13 protein-coding genes and 1 pseudogene are annotated in these 16,614 nt (G+C 52.6%); 6 read left to right on the top strand and 8 right to left on the bottom strand.

The features are described 5' to 3' along the window. Positions 1–222: 222 nt before the first annotated feature. Genes AC07N2_RS00070 through AC07N2_RS00055 form a run of 4 tightly spaced genes read right to left on the bottom strand, consistent with a single transcriptional unit; the run spans position 223 to position 6,450 of the window. Positions 223–1,323, bottom strand: coding sequence for an MBL fold metallo-hydrolase (locus tag AC07N2_RS00070; protein WP_494776455.1), 1,101 nt, complete (start codon positions 1,321–1,323; stop codon positions 223–225). A gap of 13 nt (positions 1,324–1,336) precedes the next feature. Further along, the gene (gene parC / locus AC07N2_RS00065; RefSeq protein ID WP_494776454.1) at positions 1,337–3,649 is read right to left on the bottom strand and encodes a DNA topoisomerase IV subunit A; all 2,313 of its coding nucleotides are present in this window, start codon (positions 3,647–3,649) and stop codon (positions 1,337–1,339) included. Positions 3,650–3,664: 15 nt separating this feature from the next. Then, positions 3,665–4,462 carry a lytic transglycosylase domain-containing protein gene (locus AC07N2_RS00060; RefSeq protein ID WP_494776453.1) on the bottom strand — a complete coding sequence of 266 codons (798 nt, stop codon included), beginning with the start codon at positions 4,460–4,462 and terminating at the stop codon, positions 3,665–3,667. An 8-nt stretch (positions 4,463–4,470) separates the two neighbouring features. Continuing rightward, positions 4,471–6,450, bottom strand: coding sequence for a DNA topoisomerase IV subunit B (locus AC07N2_RS00055; RefSeq protein ID WP_494776452.1), 1,980 nt, complete (start codon positions 6,448–6,450; stop codon positions 4,471–4,473). Between the two features lie 385 nt (positions 6,451–6,835). Here AC07N2_RS00055 and AC07N2_RS00050 point away from each other — a divergent pair, with 385 nt between their 5' ends. Next, positions 6,836–7,666, top strand: a complete 831-nt coding sequence (locus AC07N2_RS00050) for a response regulator (RefSeq protein WP_494776451.1) — start codon at positions 6,836–6,838, stop codon at positions 7,664–7,666. 20 nt (positions 7,667–7,686) lie between these two features. Here AC07N2_RS00050 and AC07N2_RS00045 read toward each other — a convergent pair whose 3' ends face one another. Both AC07N2_RS00045 and AC07N2_RS00040 read right to left on the bottom strand, forming a co-directional pair. Next, positions 7,687–8,856, bottom strand: a complete 1,170-nt coding sequence (locus tag AC07N2_RS00045) for a vWA domain-containing protein (RefSeq protein WP_494776450.1) — start codon at positions 8,854–8,856, stop codon at positions 7,687–7,689. 27 nt (positions 8,857–8,883) lie between these two features. After that, positions 8,884–9,738 (bottom strand): AAA family ATPase, encoded by an 855-nt coding sequence (locus AC07N2_RS00040; protein WP_076592103.1) that lies wholly within the window; start codon positions 9,736–9,738, stop codon positions 8,884–8,886. A gap of 114 nt (positions 9,739–9,852) precedes the next feature. Between AC07N2_RS00040 and AC07N2_RS00035 the strand changes: the two genes are divergently transcribed. The 3 genes from AC07N2_RS00035 (at position 9,853) to AC07N2_RS00025 (ending at position 12,851) form a co-directional block, all read left to right on the top strand. Next, complete coding sequence (locus tag AC07N2_RS00035; RefSeq protein WP_494776449.1) at positions 9,853–11,994, top strand: site-specific recombinase; 2,142 nt, start codon at positions 9,853–9,855, stop codon at positions 11,992–11,994. Between the two features lie 170 nt (positions 11,995–12,164). Then, on the top strand, positions 12,165–12,485 hold the full coding sequence (locus tag AC07N2_RS00030; protein WP_076592101.1) for a c-type cytochrome: 321 nt from the start codon (positions 12,165–12,167) through the stop codon (positions 12,483–12,485). Positions 12,486–12,497: 12 nt separating this feature from the next. Continuing rightward, positions 12,498–12,851 carry a c-type cytochrome gene (locus tag AC07N2_RS00025; protein WP_076592100.1) on the top strand — a complete coding sequence of 118 codons (354 nt, stop codon included), beginning with the start codon at positions 12,498–12,500 and terminating at the stop codon, positions 12,849–12,851. Positions 12,852–12,928: 77 nt separating this feature from the next. Here AC07N2_RS00025 and AC07N2_RS00020 read toward each other — a convergent pair whose 3' ends face one another. Continuing rightward, positions 12,929–13,615, bottom strand: coding sequence for a GntR family transcriptional regulator (locus AC07N2_RS00020; protein ID WP_494776448.1), 687 nt, complete (start codon positions 13,613–13,615; stop codon positions 12,929–12,931). 80 nt (positions 13,616–13,695) lie between these two features. Then, positions 13,696–14,976 (bottom strand): C4-dicarboxylate transporter DctA, encoded by a 1,281-nt coding sequence (locus tag AC07N2_RS00015; RefSeq protein ID WP_494778082.1) that lies wholly within the window; start codon positions 14,974–14,976, stop codon positions 13,696–13,698. Positions 14,977–15,126: 150 nt separating this feature from the next. On the opposite strand from AC07N2_RS00015, the gene AC07N2_RS00010 reads away from it, so the two are divergent. After that, positions 15,127–16,383, top strand: coding sequence for an allantoate amidohydrolase (locus AC07N2_RS00010; protein ID WP_494776447.1), 1,257 nt, complete (start codon positions 15,127–15,129; stop codon positions 16,381–16,383). Positions 16,384–16,423: 40 nt separating this feature from the next. After that, positions 16,424–16,614 (top strand): annotated as a pseudogene (locus AC07N2_RS00005) (aromatic amino acid lyase); the annotation flags it as partial.

Raw genomic sequence — 16,614 nt, 5'->3', positions numbered from 1 at the left:
CGATGCATGCCATGATCTGCCTCTAGTGCGACAAGGCTATTACCAGATGTTCTACGTCTTAGGTGATAAAGCGGTATCACTATCTGTATAAACAATCTCAATGTTCGCTTCTGGCCTATGGCAGACACTTATTTGATAACGCAAGTTTTCTTGGATAGCGACGCACTAACCATGTGATCAAGCGCTTGCTTTACTGCGTTACTCAACTACTGAGTACATTCATTAGAAACGTACCATCTCTCCATGCTTGATCGCGACGAAGTCGGCTGCAGGAATCTGCGCCTTCCTCAATTCTTGCGCCAATGCTTTGGGCGGTTCGTCCAGCGATTCATCCGCCAATTCAAACGTGCCCCAGTGTATGGCGATCGAGCGTCGTGCATGGAGGTTGTTGTGTATCTTTACTGCTTCGCCCGGATCGACATGTTGTGCTTTCATGAACCAGCGTGGCGCATACGCACCTATCGGTAACAGCGCCAGATCGAAGGGTGCAAAGCGCTTGCCTATATCTTCAAAATCTTTCGAGAAGCCGGTATCGCCGGCAAAGAAGAATGACTGCGGCGTTGTTGCATGCGTTGGCGTCGTCACTGCCCAACCGCCCCACAAGGTTTGGAATCTATCGTTCAAGCCGCGCGCTGACCAATGCTGTACCGGTACAAAATTGAAGTCGAGTCCGCTGACTTCTGTTTTATCCCACCAGCCTAGCTCCTGCACATTGTTGATGCCGATATCGGCCATCCAGCTCTTGATGCCAAGCGGCACCAAAAACAATGGCGCGCCACCTTCCTGCTGATTCAGTTTCAGTACGGTTTCTTTATCCAGATGATCGTAGTGATTATGCGAAATCAGCACCACATCGATATGCGGCAGTTGCGCGTAATCGAGAGCTGGTGGCACCTTGCGTTGCGGACCCATGAAGGTGAATGGTGAGGCGCGTTCCGACCAGATTGGATCGGTCAGGATATTCACACCGCGCATTTGCACGAGTACCGTCGCATGACCTATCCATGTTGCGGTGGAGACGGTTTTGTTGGTTTGCAGCCAGCTCGCATCTGCCTTAACGATAGGGAAGTGATAGCCGTTCGCAGGTGGTTTGGGCAAGCCTTGCGTGAGGCGCTCCCATTGCCATTTCAAAAAGGAGCCGCCTATCGGGCCTTGCAGATAATTATTCTTGTATAGCGGAGGAGGGGAAATGAAGTAGGCATGGATGAAGCCATAAGCAGTGATGAGCAAAACTAGCAGCAGCGTAAATCGAAGACGACGACGCGTCTTCGATTTGGCCGTTGGTACAGTAGAAACGGGTTTGGATGTTTCCGTACTGGACATGCTGGTGTTCTACCTATTTTTGCGCTGTCAGCGTTGTTGCCTTGATCTTCGATTCCAGCGCCTTGCCTTTGCGTGCACGTTTGCCGATGTGTACGGCAAGTCCTGACGCCGACAACAAGACTTCCTGTGCCTTGCCGCCGCGTCCAGCGCCGGAGACAAGAACGCCACGTTGGCTGATCGGTTCTGCTGCCAACAGTTTCTCGTTCTTTTCCAGATCCATCAGGATCACACCGCGACCACCTGCGCCCAGCGATTTGATTTCATCGATGCCGAATACCAGCACGCGGCCTTTTTCCGACAGGCAGGCAATGGCACTGGCAGCAGTCGTTACCGGACGTGGTGTCAACGGTTCATCGCCGTCGTCCAGTGTGATGAAGGCTTTGCCGCCGCGGGTACGGCTGACCATGTCGCCTGATTTAGCGGTAAAGCCATAACCAGCGGTTGATGCCAGCAGCAAGGTCACATCGGCCGGGCCGGCGAAGTAATGCAGGATGCGTGTGCCGCTTGCCAGTTCAACCAGTGTGGTAATCGGTACGCCATCGCCGCGTGCGCCGGGCAGCGCGGAAACCGGAACGGAATAGATGCGACCGTTAGATCCGAATACCAGCAAGGTATCGACCGTCCGGCATTCAAAGGTGTCGTACAGCGCGTCGCCAGCCTTGAAGGTGAATTGCGCAGCATCGTGGCCGTGTGCAGTACGTGCGCGTACCCAGCCTTTTTGTGAGATGACGACGGTGACTGGTTCGTCGATGACTTTGGTTTCGACAGTCGCTTTCTCTGCAACTTCGATCAGTGTGCGACGTGCATCACCGAATTGTTTTTCATCGGCTTCGATTTCCTTGATGACCAGACGCTTCATCGACGATGGATTGTCGAGCAAGTCTTGCAGCGTGGATTTCTCACTACGCAGCTCAGCCAGTTCTTGCTGGATCTTGATGGTTTCCAGACGCGCTAATTGGCGCAGACGAATTTCCAGTATGTCGTCGGCTTGGCGCTCAGACAATCTGAACGCATCCATCAATGCCGGCTTCGGCTCATCCGATTCGCGGATGATCTTGATGACCTTGTCAATGTTGAGCAGGATCGCTTCGCGGCCTTCCAGAATATGGATGCGGTCGTTGACTTTTTGCAGCTTGAATTGCGAGCGACGTGTGATCGTGGTGAAACGGAAATCGATCCACTCGCGCAGAATATCGCCCAGCGATTTTTGTCGTGGTCGTCCGTCGCCACCTATCATCACCAAGTTAATGGAGACGCTGGTTTCCAGCGAGGTATGCGCCAATAGCATATTGGTGAATTCGGTCGGATCCTGATTCTTCGATTTCGGTTCGAACACCAGACGCACCGGCGCTTCGCGACCAGATTCATCACGTACCGTATCGAGCATCGCCAACACAGTTTGCTTCAATGCCAATTGATCCGGCGACAGCGATTTTTTGCCGAGCTTGATTTTTGGATTGGTCAGTTCTTCGATTTCTTCCAGCACGCGTTGCGACGATGTGCCGTGCGGCAGCTCTGTCACGACCGCTTGCCATTGACCACGCGCCATGTCTTCTATCTTCCACGTCGCGCGTACCTTGACGCTGCCACGGCCGCTGCGATAGATGTCGCTGATCGCGGTCGGTGAAGTGATGATCTGGCCACCGCCTGGGAAGTCCGGGCCTGGCACAATCGCCATCAATTCTTCATGCGTCAATTTTGGATTGCGGATGATGGCGACGGCTGCAGTCGCTACTTCACGCAGATTGTGTGAAGGAATTTCGGTCGCCATGCCGACTGCAATGCCCGATGCACCGTTCAATAATACGAAAGGCAAACGGCTAGGCAAGAGTTTTGGTTCTTCGGTCGAGCCGTCGTAGTTTGGCTGGAAGTCGACGGTACCCATGTCGATTTCTTCCATCAGCAATTTTGCGATGGGCGTCAAGCGTGCTTCGGTGTATCGCATGGCCGCGGCACCGTCGCCATCGCGTGAGCCGAAGTTACCCTGACCATCGATCAATGGATAACGCAGTGAGAAATCCTGCGCCATGCGTACCAGTGCGTCATATACAGATTGATCGCCATGCGGATGCAACTTACCGAGTACATCGCCGACTACCGCTGCTGATTTGCGCGGTTTGGCGGAAGAGTTCAAGCCCAGTTCATTCATCGCAAACAGGATGCGGCGTTGTACCGGCTTCTGGCCGTCGCAGACATCCGGCAGGGCGCGGCCCTTGACGACGGAAATCGCGTAATCCAGATAAGCGCGTTCGGCAAATGTGGCCAGTGTCAGCGCTTCGCCGCCATCGGCTGGTACAGATTCAAAAAGATTGGCTTGATCAGTCATTATTATTCTGGAAAATTATTCGATGGAAGTAATGGATTCGACAGAGATAGTGCGACGTCCGGGGATGATCAAATGAACGCGTTTGGAATCGAGCTGATTCGAAAAATTCGGTTCATCTGATGTTGGTGCATCCGCTTGCGTCGCGGGTTGAAACATCTTGTAAAACTGGGTCACCAGCTTGACGTAATTGCGCGTCTCTTGATACGGCGGGATCGCGTTATTGTATTTTTGCACTGCACCTTCGCCTGCGTTGTACGAGGCCACAACAAGTTGCTGTTGATGCGGGAACATATCGCGCAAGAAGCTGAGGTAACGCGCACCGATGCGGATATTGGTTTCCGGATCGGTCAGTTTTTGTTTAACGCTCTTTTTACGATCTGCGTGCAGGCCAAAACGTTCTGCCGTCGCCGGCATCACTTGCATCAAGCCGACAGCACCTTTAGGCGACACAACTTTTGGATTGAAGCTGGATTCGACTGTGACCACCGCTTTTAGCAAAGCAGGATCGAGATTGAAATCGTTGGCGACATCGTTCAACAGTTTTTCGTACTTTTGCAGATTCGGATGTTGCGATAAGAAATGCGCCAGAGGTGATTCTGATTCTGCAGATGCTTCTGGTTCGCTTAGTTCAGTCAGTGGCGTAAGTTGCGATGCATGCAAGGCTTGATCGCCACGCGCAAACAGTTGATAACGCTGATCCAGTTTTTCTGTCGCGAAATGCGCGTCGCCGTTGGCGTCGGTGTAACTGTAGATATCCGCATGCGCAGCAGCGGATAGTACAGACAGCGACAAGGCCAGCAGAAACGCGCGCATCGACAACATCAGATATCGGCCTCTGCTTCGTTGCCGTGTTCTTCTATCCATGTACGACGTGCAGCAGCTTCGCCTTTGCCCATCAACATATTGAAGCGTGATTCTGATGCTTCCAGATCGAACTCGCCGAGTGTGACTGGCAACAGACGACGTGTATCCGGATTCATTGTGGTTTCCCATAACTGTTCGGCATTCATCTCGCCCAGACCTTTGAAGCGTGAGATGGTCCACGCTGTGTCCTTGACGCCATCCTTGCGCAGCTTGTCTTCGATTGCTTCCAGTTCGCCATCATCCAGCGCATAGATTTTCTGCACAGGCTTCTTGCCGCGAGCAGGTGCATCGACGCGATACAAAGGCGGACGTGCGATGCAGATATGACCGCGATCTATCAGTTGCGGGAAGTGTTTGAAGAACAGCGTCAGCAACAAAACCTGAATGTGCGAACCATCGACGTCCGCATCGGACAGAATGCAGATGCGACCATAGCGCAGATTGCTGAGATCGACGTTGTCGTTCTTGCCGTGTGGATCAACGCCGATAGCAACAGCGATATCGTGAATTTCATTATTGGCAAACAGACGATCGCGTTCGGTTTCCCATGAATTCAGTACCTTGCCGCGCAGCGGCAGAATCGCCTGGAATTCCTTGTCGCGTCCCATCTTGGCTGAACCGCCAGCAGAGTCACCTTCGACCAGAAAGATTTCATTGCGCGAGATGTCGCTGGATTCGCAATCGGTCAACTTGCCCGGCAAGACTGCTACGCCGGACGATTTTTTCTTTTCAACTTTTTGCGCAGAACGCAGACGCGATTGCGCTTGCTTGATGACGAGTTCGGCCAGCTTCTTGCCGTAATCGACGTGCTGGTTCAACCACAGTTCGAGGGCAGGGCGCGTGAATGAAGACACCAGACGCACTGCATCGCGTGAATTCAAACGTTCCTTGATCTGGCCCTGGAATTGTGGATCGAGCACCTTGGCTGAGAGTACGAAGGAGACGCGTGCGAACACGTCTTCCGGCAACAATTTCACGCCTTTAGGCAAGAGCGAATGCATTTCGACGAAGCTCTTCACCGCGCCGAACAAACCTTCGCGCAAACCGGATTCATGTGTGCCGCCGTTGGAGGTTGGGATCAAGTTGACGTAAGACTCGCGGACTACCGCGCCATCTTCTGTCCATGCCACGACCCAAGCTGCGCCTTCACCTTCGGCAAAACCTTCGGCATCGGCACCAGCGTATTGCTCGCCTTCAAACAATGGAATCAGGGTTTCAGCATTCGATGCCTGCGCCAGCGACTCGGTCAAATAACCGCGCAAGCCTTGGTCGTATTGCCAGGTTTGCGTTTCGCCGCTTTTCGCGTGGACTAATGTGACTTTGACGCCGGGCAGCAGTACCGCCTTGGAACGCAGCAGGCGTTGCAGCTCAGCTTGTGGAATGACGGATGAATCAAAATATTTAGGATCTGGCCAAGCCGTGACGCGGGTACCGCTGCGTTTTTCGTCGCGTGCAATCGAGCGTGACTTCAACGGTTCGATGACATCGCCACCGGCAAAGGTCAGCGTGTGAACGCCGTTTTCGCGCCAGACGGTAATTTCCAGTCGGGTGGAGAGTGCATTCGTCACCGATACGCCAACACCGTGCAAGCCGCCGGAAAAGGCATACGCGCCGCCTGAACCCTTGTCGAACTTGCCGCCAGCGTGCAGACGGGTGAAGACGATTTCTACCGTCGGGACTTTTTCTTCCGGATGCATGCCGACAGGAATGCCGCGACCGTCGTCTTCGACGCTGACGCTACCGTCGGTGTTGAGCGTGACGACGATGTTCTTGCAATAGCCGCCCAGTGCCTCATCGGAGGCATTGTCGATCACTTCCTGAATGATGTGCAGCGGGTTCTCGGTACGCGTGTACATGCCGGGACGCTGTTTAACCGGTTCCAGACCTTTGAGGACACGGATGGATGATTCGCTATAGTCGGATTTTTTAGTGGCCATTCAATCGAATACTGGTAAGGGTGCTGAGGTAAGGTGCTGAAAAATTGTTAATTGCAAAACACTGTGAAGCATGGAAAGTGTCTGCATTCTAATGAAAAAAGGCCTTCAGCATGTTTTAACGTGTCATTCATGTATAGAGAAATCGCCCCAATTGTTAAATATGGTTAGATCGTCTAGGCATTTCTGGCGCTTTTTTGTTAAAAGCGGTCAAATGTATCCGTTTTGACAAATTACCGACATGATTTTGTACATATCTATCAGCGCATTGCCCATGCACATTGGGTGACAGCGGATTTTATCAATGCATGAGTGTCAAATAGTAGTAAATTTATTTTCGGTGTTGCCGAGCAATATAGCGCGGTAACGCTTCCCGAACCACGACGCGATGTCAGCTAATAGTTTCCCTTTTGCAGTGCGCCTGATGGGCTTCAAGCCGCAGGAAATCGAAATTTTCGATGCCACTTTTGCCCTGGACCAAGGCAAGGGATATGGCTACATCCGCCTGTCTGAAGATAACCTGCAAGATCCGGACCTGTATATCGCCAATGCGGAAGAGTTGCGAGCGTTGGTCGCCTTGTCCGATCTGCGCCCCAGCGATGTGCGGCCAGCGTTGCTGGTAGGCACGCCCAGCGTTCCATTACCGTACGCAAGTGTGGAACGTCCGATTCGCTGGCATAGATTGTTTGAAGCGCTGGATAAGCTGATTGAAAAGCGCGCCGACGCCTTGTCGCGTCTGGAAGCCTCGGATGTAGTTGCCGTACCGGAACGTCGTCGCCGCGATCGCGTAGATATTGATTTGACCGATCCCGCGGATTATCAAAAGATGCGCACTGAATTGCCGCATGGCGGTGCAGTGTTGGTCATCGACAAGACGCCGGCTTTCCGTGATTACATCGCAGAACTGTTGTTGCGTCACAAGACAGAGGTCTTGTGGGCGAGTAGCGAAGCGGAAGCGGAAGGTGCTTGCGCACGGCAGCGTGTGGCAGTGGTAGTGGTTAATACTTCGGTGACGGATATCAATCCATACCGCTTGTGCCAAACGGTCAAGGCGATCCGCCCAGCCGATAAAACTTCGGTCATGTTTTTGGTGAGCAAGGCCAGTGGCTACGATATCGACTTGGCGCGGTCATCGCGTGTAGATGGTTTCCTGACCAAGCCGATAGCGGCTCCTCACTTCATCAGTGCACTCAAGAAGTTCATGCACTTGCCGCGCTAACGCGGTATCCATCTCCATACTTATTTGCTGAGTGTGCGCATGCCGCGCTCAAGTCCTTCTATCGTCAGCGGATACATGCGATTGTTCATCTGCTGTCGGATGATCGCGATCGATTGACGGTACTCCCAAATGTTTTCCGGCTCTGGATTGAGCCAGATGTGATTGGGGAAGGTTTTGGTAAAACGTTGCAGCCATTCCGCACCGGTTTCGTCATTGTGATAATCGACGGCACCACCAGCCTGCAAAATCTCATACGGACTCATGGTGGCATCGCCGACGAAAATGACTTTGGTATCTGGCGTGTACTTGCGCAATACATCCCAGGTATCAAAGCGTTCCGTGCGCTTGCGTTGGTTGTTGCGCCACAGATGATCATAGACGCAGTTATGGAAGTAATAGAACTCCATATTCTTGAACTCGGATTTGGCAGCCGAGAATAATTCTTCGGTACGTTGGATGTGATCATCCATAGAGCCGCCTACATCCAGCAGCATCAATACCTTGATATTGTTTTTGCGTTCCGGTTGCATCTTGATATCGAGATAGCCGGCATTGCTGGCGGTCGCGCGTATCGTATCGTCGAGTGCAAATTCTTCGGCCGCGCCATGACGCGCAAACTTGCGCAAGCGACGCAATGCGACCTTGATATTGCGCGTGCCGATTTCACGCGAGGCATCGTAATCGCGATAGGAGCGTTGTTCCCACACCTTGACGGCGGTGCGATTGCGGCTCTCACCGCCTATGCGTATGCCTTCCGGATTGGTGCCGCTATTGCCGAAGGGCGAAGTGCCGCCTGTACCTATCCACTTGCTGCCACCTTCGTGGCGTTCTTTCTGTTCTTTCAGCAATTGTTGCAAACGTTCGGCGAGTTTGTCGTAGCCGAATTTTTGCAGTAGCGCTTGTTCTTCTGGTGACAATTTACGCGCCGCATTCTTCAGCAGCCAATCGAGTGGGATGGCAGAGTTCTCTTCAAAAACGGTGCTGATGCCTTTGAAGTAGAGGCCGAAGGCGCGATCGAATTTATCGAAGTGCGCTTCGTCCTTGACCAGTGTCAGGCGTGCGAGATAGTAGAAGTCATCAAAGGATGTCCCTACGACATCTTTTTCCAATGCTTCGAGCAGCAGCAGGAATTCCTTGATGGAGACAGGAATCTTTGCATCTTTCAGCATGAAGAAAAAATCGATTAACACGGCCTATCCTGTAATTCAGTTCTTGATTCAGCGATTGGTGCGCGACATGAACACCAGTCGTTCAAACAGATTGATGTCCTGTTCATTCTTCAGCAATGCACCGTGCAGCGGCGGCACGATGATTTTGTCGTCGTTGCTGCGCAATGCTTCCGGTGGAATATCTTCCGCTAGCAAGAGCTTCAACCAATCCAGTAATTCCGAAGTGGATGGTTTCTTCTTCAAGCCGCCAACTTCGCGTACCTGATAAAACACTTCGAGTGCTTTCGCCAGCAAGTCTTTCTTGAGATTGGGGAAGTGCACGGCGACAATCTGTTCCATTGTGTCGCGGTCGGGAAACTTGATGTAATGGAAGAAGCAGCGGCGCAGGAAGGCGTCCGGCAATTCTTTTTCGTTATTCGATGTGATAATGACGAGCGGTCTATGCTTGGCTTTCACCATTTCACGTGTTTCATAGACGAAGAATTCCATGCGATCGAGTTCGCGTAGCAAATCGTTGGGGAACTCGATATCGGCCTTGTCGATTTCATCGATCAACAAAACAACTTGCTGGTCGGCAGCAAATGCCTGCCACAATACGCCTTTGATAATGTAGTTATCGATGTTTTTGACGCGCTCATCGCCGAGTTGCGAATCGCGCAGACGCGACACTGCATCATATTCATACAAGCCTTGCTGCGCTTTGGTCGTCGATTTGATATGCCATTGCAACAGGGGCATATTCAATGCGGCAGCCACTTCTTCCGCCAGCATGGTTTTGCCGGTGCCCGGTTCACCTTTGATCAATAGTGGACGCTGCAAGGTCAGTGCAGCGTTGACAGCGAGCTTCAGGTCGCTGGTGGCAACATAACTCTGGGAACCTTCGAAGCGTGTCTCTTGTCGCATGGCAGTGTCATTAAAATGAAAAGAAATTGGAGTATAAGCGAGAACAGCTTGGCGAATGCGTAGCGGATATAGCTGCTGGCTCCTCTCAGGATATCCTCTAATACAATAAATATAATGAAAATCTCTTTCCTTAGAATCTTCGCTGTTTGGCGCAGATTCCGCCGCGGTTCATTGCGGCATCACGCTGATCATGCGCGTTATCTGCAACAAGTAGAGCCTCTGGTACGTCGCGCAGATCCGAATGCATCGTGGCATGCGCGCGCCAATTGGATGATCGATCTGGCTGACTGGATACGCCACGAACCCAAGGTATCGTTTCTGGACGATAGCGAATGGCGTCGTATCAAGAATTTGCGCATACGCTTTCTGCTTGATTGGCTGGATGAACATCGCGATGTAAGACAGATCGTGCAGGCAACTTTGCGTAAAACATTGCGTGAGGCAACGGGTCCCGAGCTTTTTTCAGCGACCGGCTTGCCGCGTGAGTCAGCATTCTTTTCAGAATTATCAGAACGCATCGTCAAACTGGTGTTGCCGCCGCCTGTAGGTCAGCATGATTTGTCGACATTGTTTACCGCAATGTTTCAGGATGAATCGGATGCGGAATGGTTACTGGAACTTGATCCCAGAACCTTGTCGCGTTTGTGGAAGTTGGGCGCAGACGATGGCATCGCGCATGGCTATCGCAAGCAGATCGATGAAGCGATGTTGTATCTGGTGACGATGATTATTTCCATTGGCATCAGCCCGGCATTTCGTCAGCGTCTGGAACCGCGCATGCCTTTGCTGGCGACGCCGTTCATGGCCTTGCGTCGTGAGCTGGAAAATTATCTGATGACCGGCGATAGAGATGAGTCAGCCTTGCGCAGCGTACGCATGTTGATTGCGGTATGTCAGGCACAGACCGACAAGATCTACGCGCATCTGGATGAATACGGCGTATCGGTTGGCCTTGTCTATAACGTTGAGCGCATGCGTGCACAACTGACGCGTGTGGCGCGCTTGCTTGATTTACGCAATACGCAGCATGCGGAAGAAGGCTCGGGGCAAGTACAAGCGGTGTTAGTCGATTTGATCATTGCGCATCACCGTCGTTCATCGGTGCGTGAATTGGTCAATCGCAGTTTCTCCCTATTGGCGCGCAAGATGGTTGAGCGTAACGCGAGCCATGGCGAACACTATATTGCGAGTGATCGTAGTGAATATCGTGCAATGCTGAAGGCGGCGCTGATAGGCGGTTTTATTACCGCTTTTACTGCATTGGCAAAACTGGGAATTACCGGACTTGGTCTCGCGCACTTTTTCGAAGGCATGTTCCTGTCGATTAATTTTGCGGTCAGCTTCTTAGTGATCACGGCAATCGGCGGTGTGCTGGCAACCAAACAACCAGCGGTGACTGCACCTGCACTTGCTGCACAAATGGGTGAGCTGGAGACAGTAGAAGGCTTGCGTGAGTTGCTGGCCAAGATTGCTGCCTTGCTGCGTTCGCAAGCTGCGGCGGTCTTTGGCAACTTGCTGGCGGTAGCACCGGTGATCGTCGGTTTGTCGTTCGCTATTTTGTTCATGACGGGTAAGCCGGTCATGAGCGTGGAAAAAGCGCACGCAACCATCGCTTCGCTATCGGTGATTGGTGTGACTCCTTTGTTCGCAGCCTTCACAGGTTTGCTGTTGTGGCTGGCGAGTTTGATTGCGGGTTTTGCTGATAACTGGTTTGCCTTGCGTCGCTTGAGGGAATCCATCACTTACCATCGGCGTTTGGTACATGCATTGGGACCTGCGCGTGCAGAGCGCTGGGCGAACTGGCTGGAGCACAATATTTCCGGCATTGTCGGCAATGTGTCGCTGGCGATATTGCTGGGCATGGTGCCGGTGATTGCACAGTTCTTTGGCCTGCCACTGGATGTGCGCCATGTCACGCTATCGACAGCGACCTTGGCTGCGGCGGTCAGTAGTCTCGGCTGGGAAGTAATGGCGACGCCGCAATTCTGGCTGGCATGCGTGGGCATAGTCGCGATTGGCTTGCTGAACGTGGGCGTGGCATTTGGCTGTGCGCTGGCACTGGCTTTACGTGCACGTGATGTGCCTAAACGCGTGCGCCGTTTGGTGTTCCGCGCGATGTTGCGACGCTTTACGCTGACGCCATATATTTTCTTTTGGCCGACTCAGCCGGAGAGCCCGGTGCCTGTTGCACAGCTTGAAGACGATACGGAAAAAGAGGAAGAGCAAGCACCAGAGCGGCCTCGCAGGGATGAGTAAATTGCTTTGTCGGATACTGTCCACGCTGCTGCGATTGAGCGTGGACTGTCCCAGAGTCTTGGGGTAGAATCGAGCGGTTTTGGTGTGGCGAAGTAATAATTTCACTATATAAAAAGAGCTGTTCTCAGCCACGCCACCCGCAGTTTTCGTCTTACTTACCCACAGCTATCATGAAAAAACTATTTGCGCTTCTCGCGCTCGCGGGTGTGGTCAACATCGCTACCGCAGCGGAAATCGTTGGTGATGCCAAGGCAGGTGCCAACAAGGTGTCGATGTGTATCGGGTGCCATGGCATTCCGGGCTACAAAGCGACTTTTCCTGAGGTTTACCAAGTGCCTATGATAGGTGGGCAGTCGGAGAAGTACATTGTGAGCGCTTTGCATGCTTACAAAAAAGGCGACCGTAATCACCCATCGATGCGTGGTATTGCCGAGAGTCTGTCGGATCAGGATATTGCAGACGTCGCTGCTTACTACACACAGCAGAAATAACGGGAGCCCAATATGAAAAAAATTCTAGCATTGGCTGTCGTATCGCTGTCGGCAGTTGTTTCGTTCAACGCATCGGCTGAAAGCAAGATCGACGCTGGTAAAGCGGCTGTTGCCAAGTTCAATTGCGCAGCGTGCCACGGCGCTGATTTCAATACACCAATTGATCCGGCTTACCCAAAACTGGCTGGTCAACCCAAGGATTACCTGAAGCACGCGCTGGTTGCGTACAAGCGCGGCAACGGAGTATCCAACGGTCGCAGCAATGCCATCATGGGACCACTGTCCAGTGCATTGTCGAGCCAGGATATCGACAATATCGCTGCTTACCTGCACAGCTTGCCAACTACCTTGGTATTGCGTAAATAAGAACGCGAAGTAGTTTTCACTCAATAAAAAAGCCACGGTCTCCGTGGCTTTTTTATTGGCTGAACGATACAAGCAGATTAAAGCAGCAGTTCTGTGACCAGATCTTTTTTGGGATCGCTTTCAGTTTCAAACTTCAGCGCTTGCTCCACATGATGCAAGTGGTGCAGCATCAATTCGACGGCTTCTTCAACCTTGCCGGCTTTGGCTGCAGCGATGAAAGCAGAATGTTCTTGCGTCGAACAGACTGCATCGCGTGTCGATTGATACAACATCGTAATCAGTGAGCAGCGACCGGCGAGTTTGACCAGAATGTCTGTCAGTACTTCATTGCCGACGATATTGGTCAGCAATATATGAAAGTCACTCAGCAACGTCGAACGGAGCTGAAGATTGTTTTCCTCTATGGCGAGCCATTCTTTGCTTAGGTGCGCCTCCAGCATGACGTAGTCCTCCGCAGTTGCGCGGGCAACGAATTCCCGCACCATGGCGGCTTCCAGCGTACGACGTACGAAGAAAATATCACGAGTTTCTTCCATGGTCGGCTTGCTGACGAATGCTCCCTTGTCGGGGATCAGGTCTATCAGTTTGTCTTTGGCTAGCATGACCAGGGCAGCACGGATTTTTGTGCGGCTGACCTGATACACGCGCGCCAGCGCTTCTTCCCGGAGTTTTGCTCCAGGTGGAAGGCGCTGCTCGGCGATGGCTATGGTGATGCTGCGTGCAATCGCTTCTGAGCTGTCAGGTGGTGGTGCAGCGTCGGTCATAGGATGGATAGGCTTTTTATCTGGTCAGGTCACGTACACGAATTGTACCCCCAGTATTTTGCGCTATCCATCCGTTCGCTTCAGTCGAAAGTGGAGACAGGTATTTCACCATTCAAGACAGCGCGTGCGCGGGTCTTGTCGATGTCTTTTTCCCATGCTGCGATGACGACGGTAGCGACGCAATTGCCGAGCAGATTGCCGATTGCACGTGCGATGCCGACAAACCAGTCAATCGACAGCACCAGCACCAGTCCGACGACAGGAATTGCAGGTATCGTCGTCAGCGTTGCTGCCAGAATCACGATGGCCGAACCAGGTACGCCATGGGCACCTTTGGAGGTGATCAGGGAAATCGCCAGAATCAACAGCAAATCACCCATCGCGAGATGCGTATTGGTTGCCTGCGCGATGAACACTGCTGCCATCGTCAGATAAATCGAAAACGCGTCAAGGTTGAATGAATAGCCGGTTGGAATCACCAGACCAACCGTCGATTTCTTGATGCCCATGTGTTCCAGCTTGCGCATGATTTGCGGCAGCACACTATCCGAAGAGGTTGTTGCCAGCACCACGATCAGCTCTTCACGCAGGTAACGTATCAGTTTGAAGATGTTCAAGCCGGACATGCGCAGGATCGCTCCCAGCACTACGACGACAAAGAAAATCACCGCACCGTAAAACAGTAATACCAGCATGCCGAGTTGTTTAAGCGAGCCGATACCGTATTTGCCGACCGTGAATGCAATTGCGCCAAATACGCCCAGTGGTGCCAGACGAATGATGAAGGACATGCACTTGAAGAAAGCTTCGGACAGAGAGGCGATCAGTGTCACTGTCGGTTTGCCCTTTTCGCCGATGAGCAGCAAGGCGCAGCCGAAAATGAGGGAAACCAGCAAGACCTGCAGTACGTCGCCTGAAGTGAAGGCGCTGATAACTGTGGCTGGTATCAGCTTCATGAAGAAGTCGGCAAAAGTGGTGCCTTTGACCTTGTTGGCATTCTCGATAAAGCTGCTCATGGCGCTAGGATCGAGATGGGTAGGGTCAATATTCATGCCGGCGCCTGGTTGGAATACGAAGGCCAGAACCAGGCCGAGCAACAGCGCAATCGTCGTGACGATTTCAAAGTAGATGATGGCCTTGACGCCAACACTGCCGACTTTCTTCAAGTCGCTGGCGCCACAAATTCCCTGTACCACTACGCAAAATACGATGACGGGAATGATCATCTTGATGAGCTTGATGAAGCCGTCACCCAAGGGTTTCAGACTCTGGCCAAACTGGGGATAAAGCAAGCCGACGACTATGCCGACAAGGAGGGCAATGACGACTTGCCCGAACAAGGATTTGAAAAATCGATTCACCATGGTCTCCTGATGTTGTTCTAGATGGGTGTTGTCACATCACTATGTAAATTAATTTGGTTTGACGTGATGGAACAAGATCACTATATTGCATACAATTTATGAATACAATAAAAATGTACAATCCGTATGGACATAAGGAGACAGACCGTGAAAGATGTTCCAGAGCAATACCAACGCTGTGCACAGGAGGTGATGCAGCGGGCCGATGAGTTGGCCGTGCATACCGAAGCGAGTGGCATGTTGACGCGTACTTATCTGACGCCCATGCATCATGCGGCGGCTCAACAGCTGAGTGCATGGATGACGGAGGCGGGCATGCAAGTCCGTCGCGACGATGCAGGCAATGTGATCGGACGCTATGAGGCGCAGGCGGGCAGCAAGCCGGATGCGCCGGCATTGGTGACCGGATCGCATTTCGATACTGTGCGTAACGGCGGTAAATATGACGGCAATTTAGGCATACTGCTGCCAATTTCATGCATTGCGGTTTGGCATCGTGCGGGCAAACGCTTTCCCTTTCCTATCGAAGTGATCGGTTTCGCTGAAGAAGAGGGCGTGCGTTTCAAGGCGACCTTGCTAGGCAGCCGCGCCATCGCCGGCACCTTCGATCAGGCCGTGCTGGACAATCTGGATGAGCAGGGCAACAGCATGCGTCAGGTGATGCGAGATGCCGGTTTTAATCCGGATCGGCTAAGCGCATCGGCATGGCAATCGAAAGCGGTCAGTGCTTTTGTAGAACTCCATATCGAACAGGGGCCACTGCTGCTTAATGAAGATTTGCCGGTTGGTGTGGTGACCGCGATTTCGGGCGCGACGCGATTTATGGCGGAATTGCAGGGGCTGGCCGGACATGCCGGTACTGTGCCCATGCACATGCGCCGCGATGCGGCGATGGCGGCGGCAGAAATCGGTTTGTATATAGAGCAACGTTGTGGCGGTCAGTCCGGTCTGGTCGGCACCATGGGCATGCTGGAAGTGCCGAATGGTGCTGCCAATGTTGTACCTGGGAATGCACGTTTTTCCATCGATATACGGGCCGAGCAGGATGCAGTCAGAACAGCTGCTGTCGCAGACGTTGTTGCCAAAATCGAGAGCATCTGCGAGCGGCGCAATGTGCAGATCGTCTTGCGTAAAACGCATGAAGCCAACAGTGTGCCTTGCGCCGGGCAGTTGCAAAAACAACTGGCGCAAGCGATCGCTGAATGCGGTTTGACTGTGCGTCATCTGCCTTCGGGTGCGGGACATGATGCGATGGCGATTGCCAATATTGCCGATGTCGCCATGCTGTTTGTCCGCTGCGGCAATGGCGGCATCAGTCATCACCCGGATGAAATCATGACCGAGCAGGATGCGGCAGTTGCTGCGCAGGTGTTTGGTCGTTTCGTTGAAAATTTTGCGGCCTGAGTTAGCGGCCTTACCCATCACCTTATTGCAAAGGAATCTCATGAGCACTATCACCATCGACGGCTTCACCCTGACAGCAGAGCAGGTTATACAAGTTGCACGTGCACAGAACGGTAGTTACGCACAGGTCGCACTAGCCGCTACTTCCCGCACCGCCCTGAAAGAAAGCCGCGACTACATCGAATCCACCTGGATGCACGATGAAGCACCGATGATGTACAGCTTTAACAC

This window comes from Herminiimonas sp. GW821-FHT09C12 (assembly GCF_059416385.1).
The sequence above is the reverse complement of the archived record's forward strand: the minus strand, read 5'-3'. Positions and strand labels throughout refer to the sequence as shown.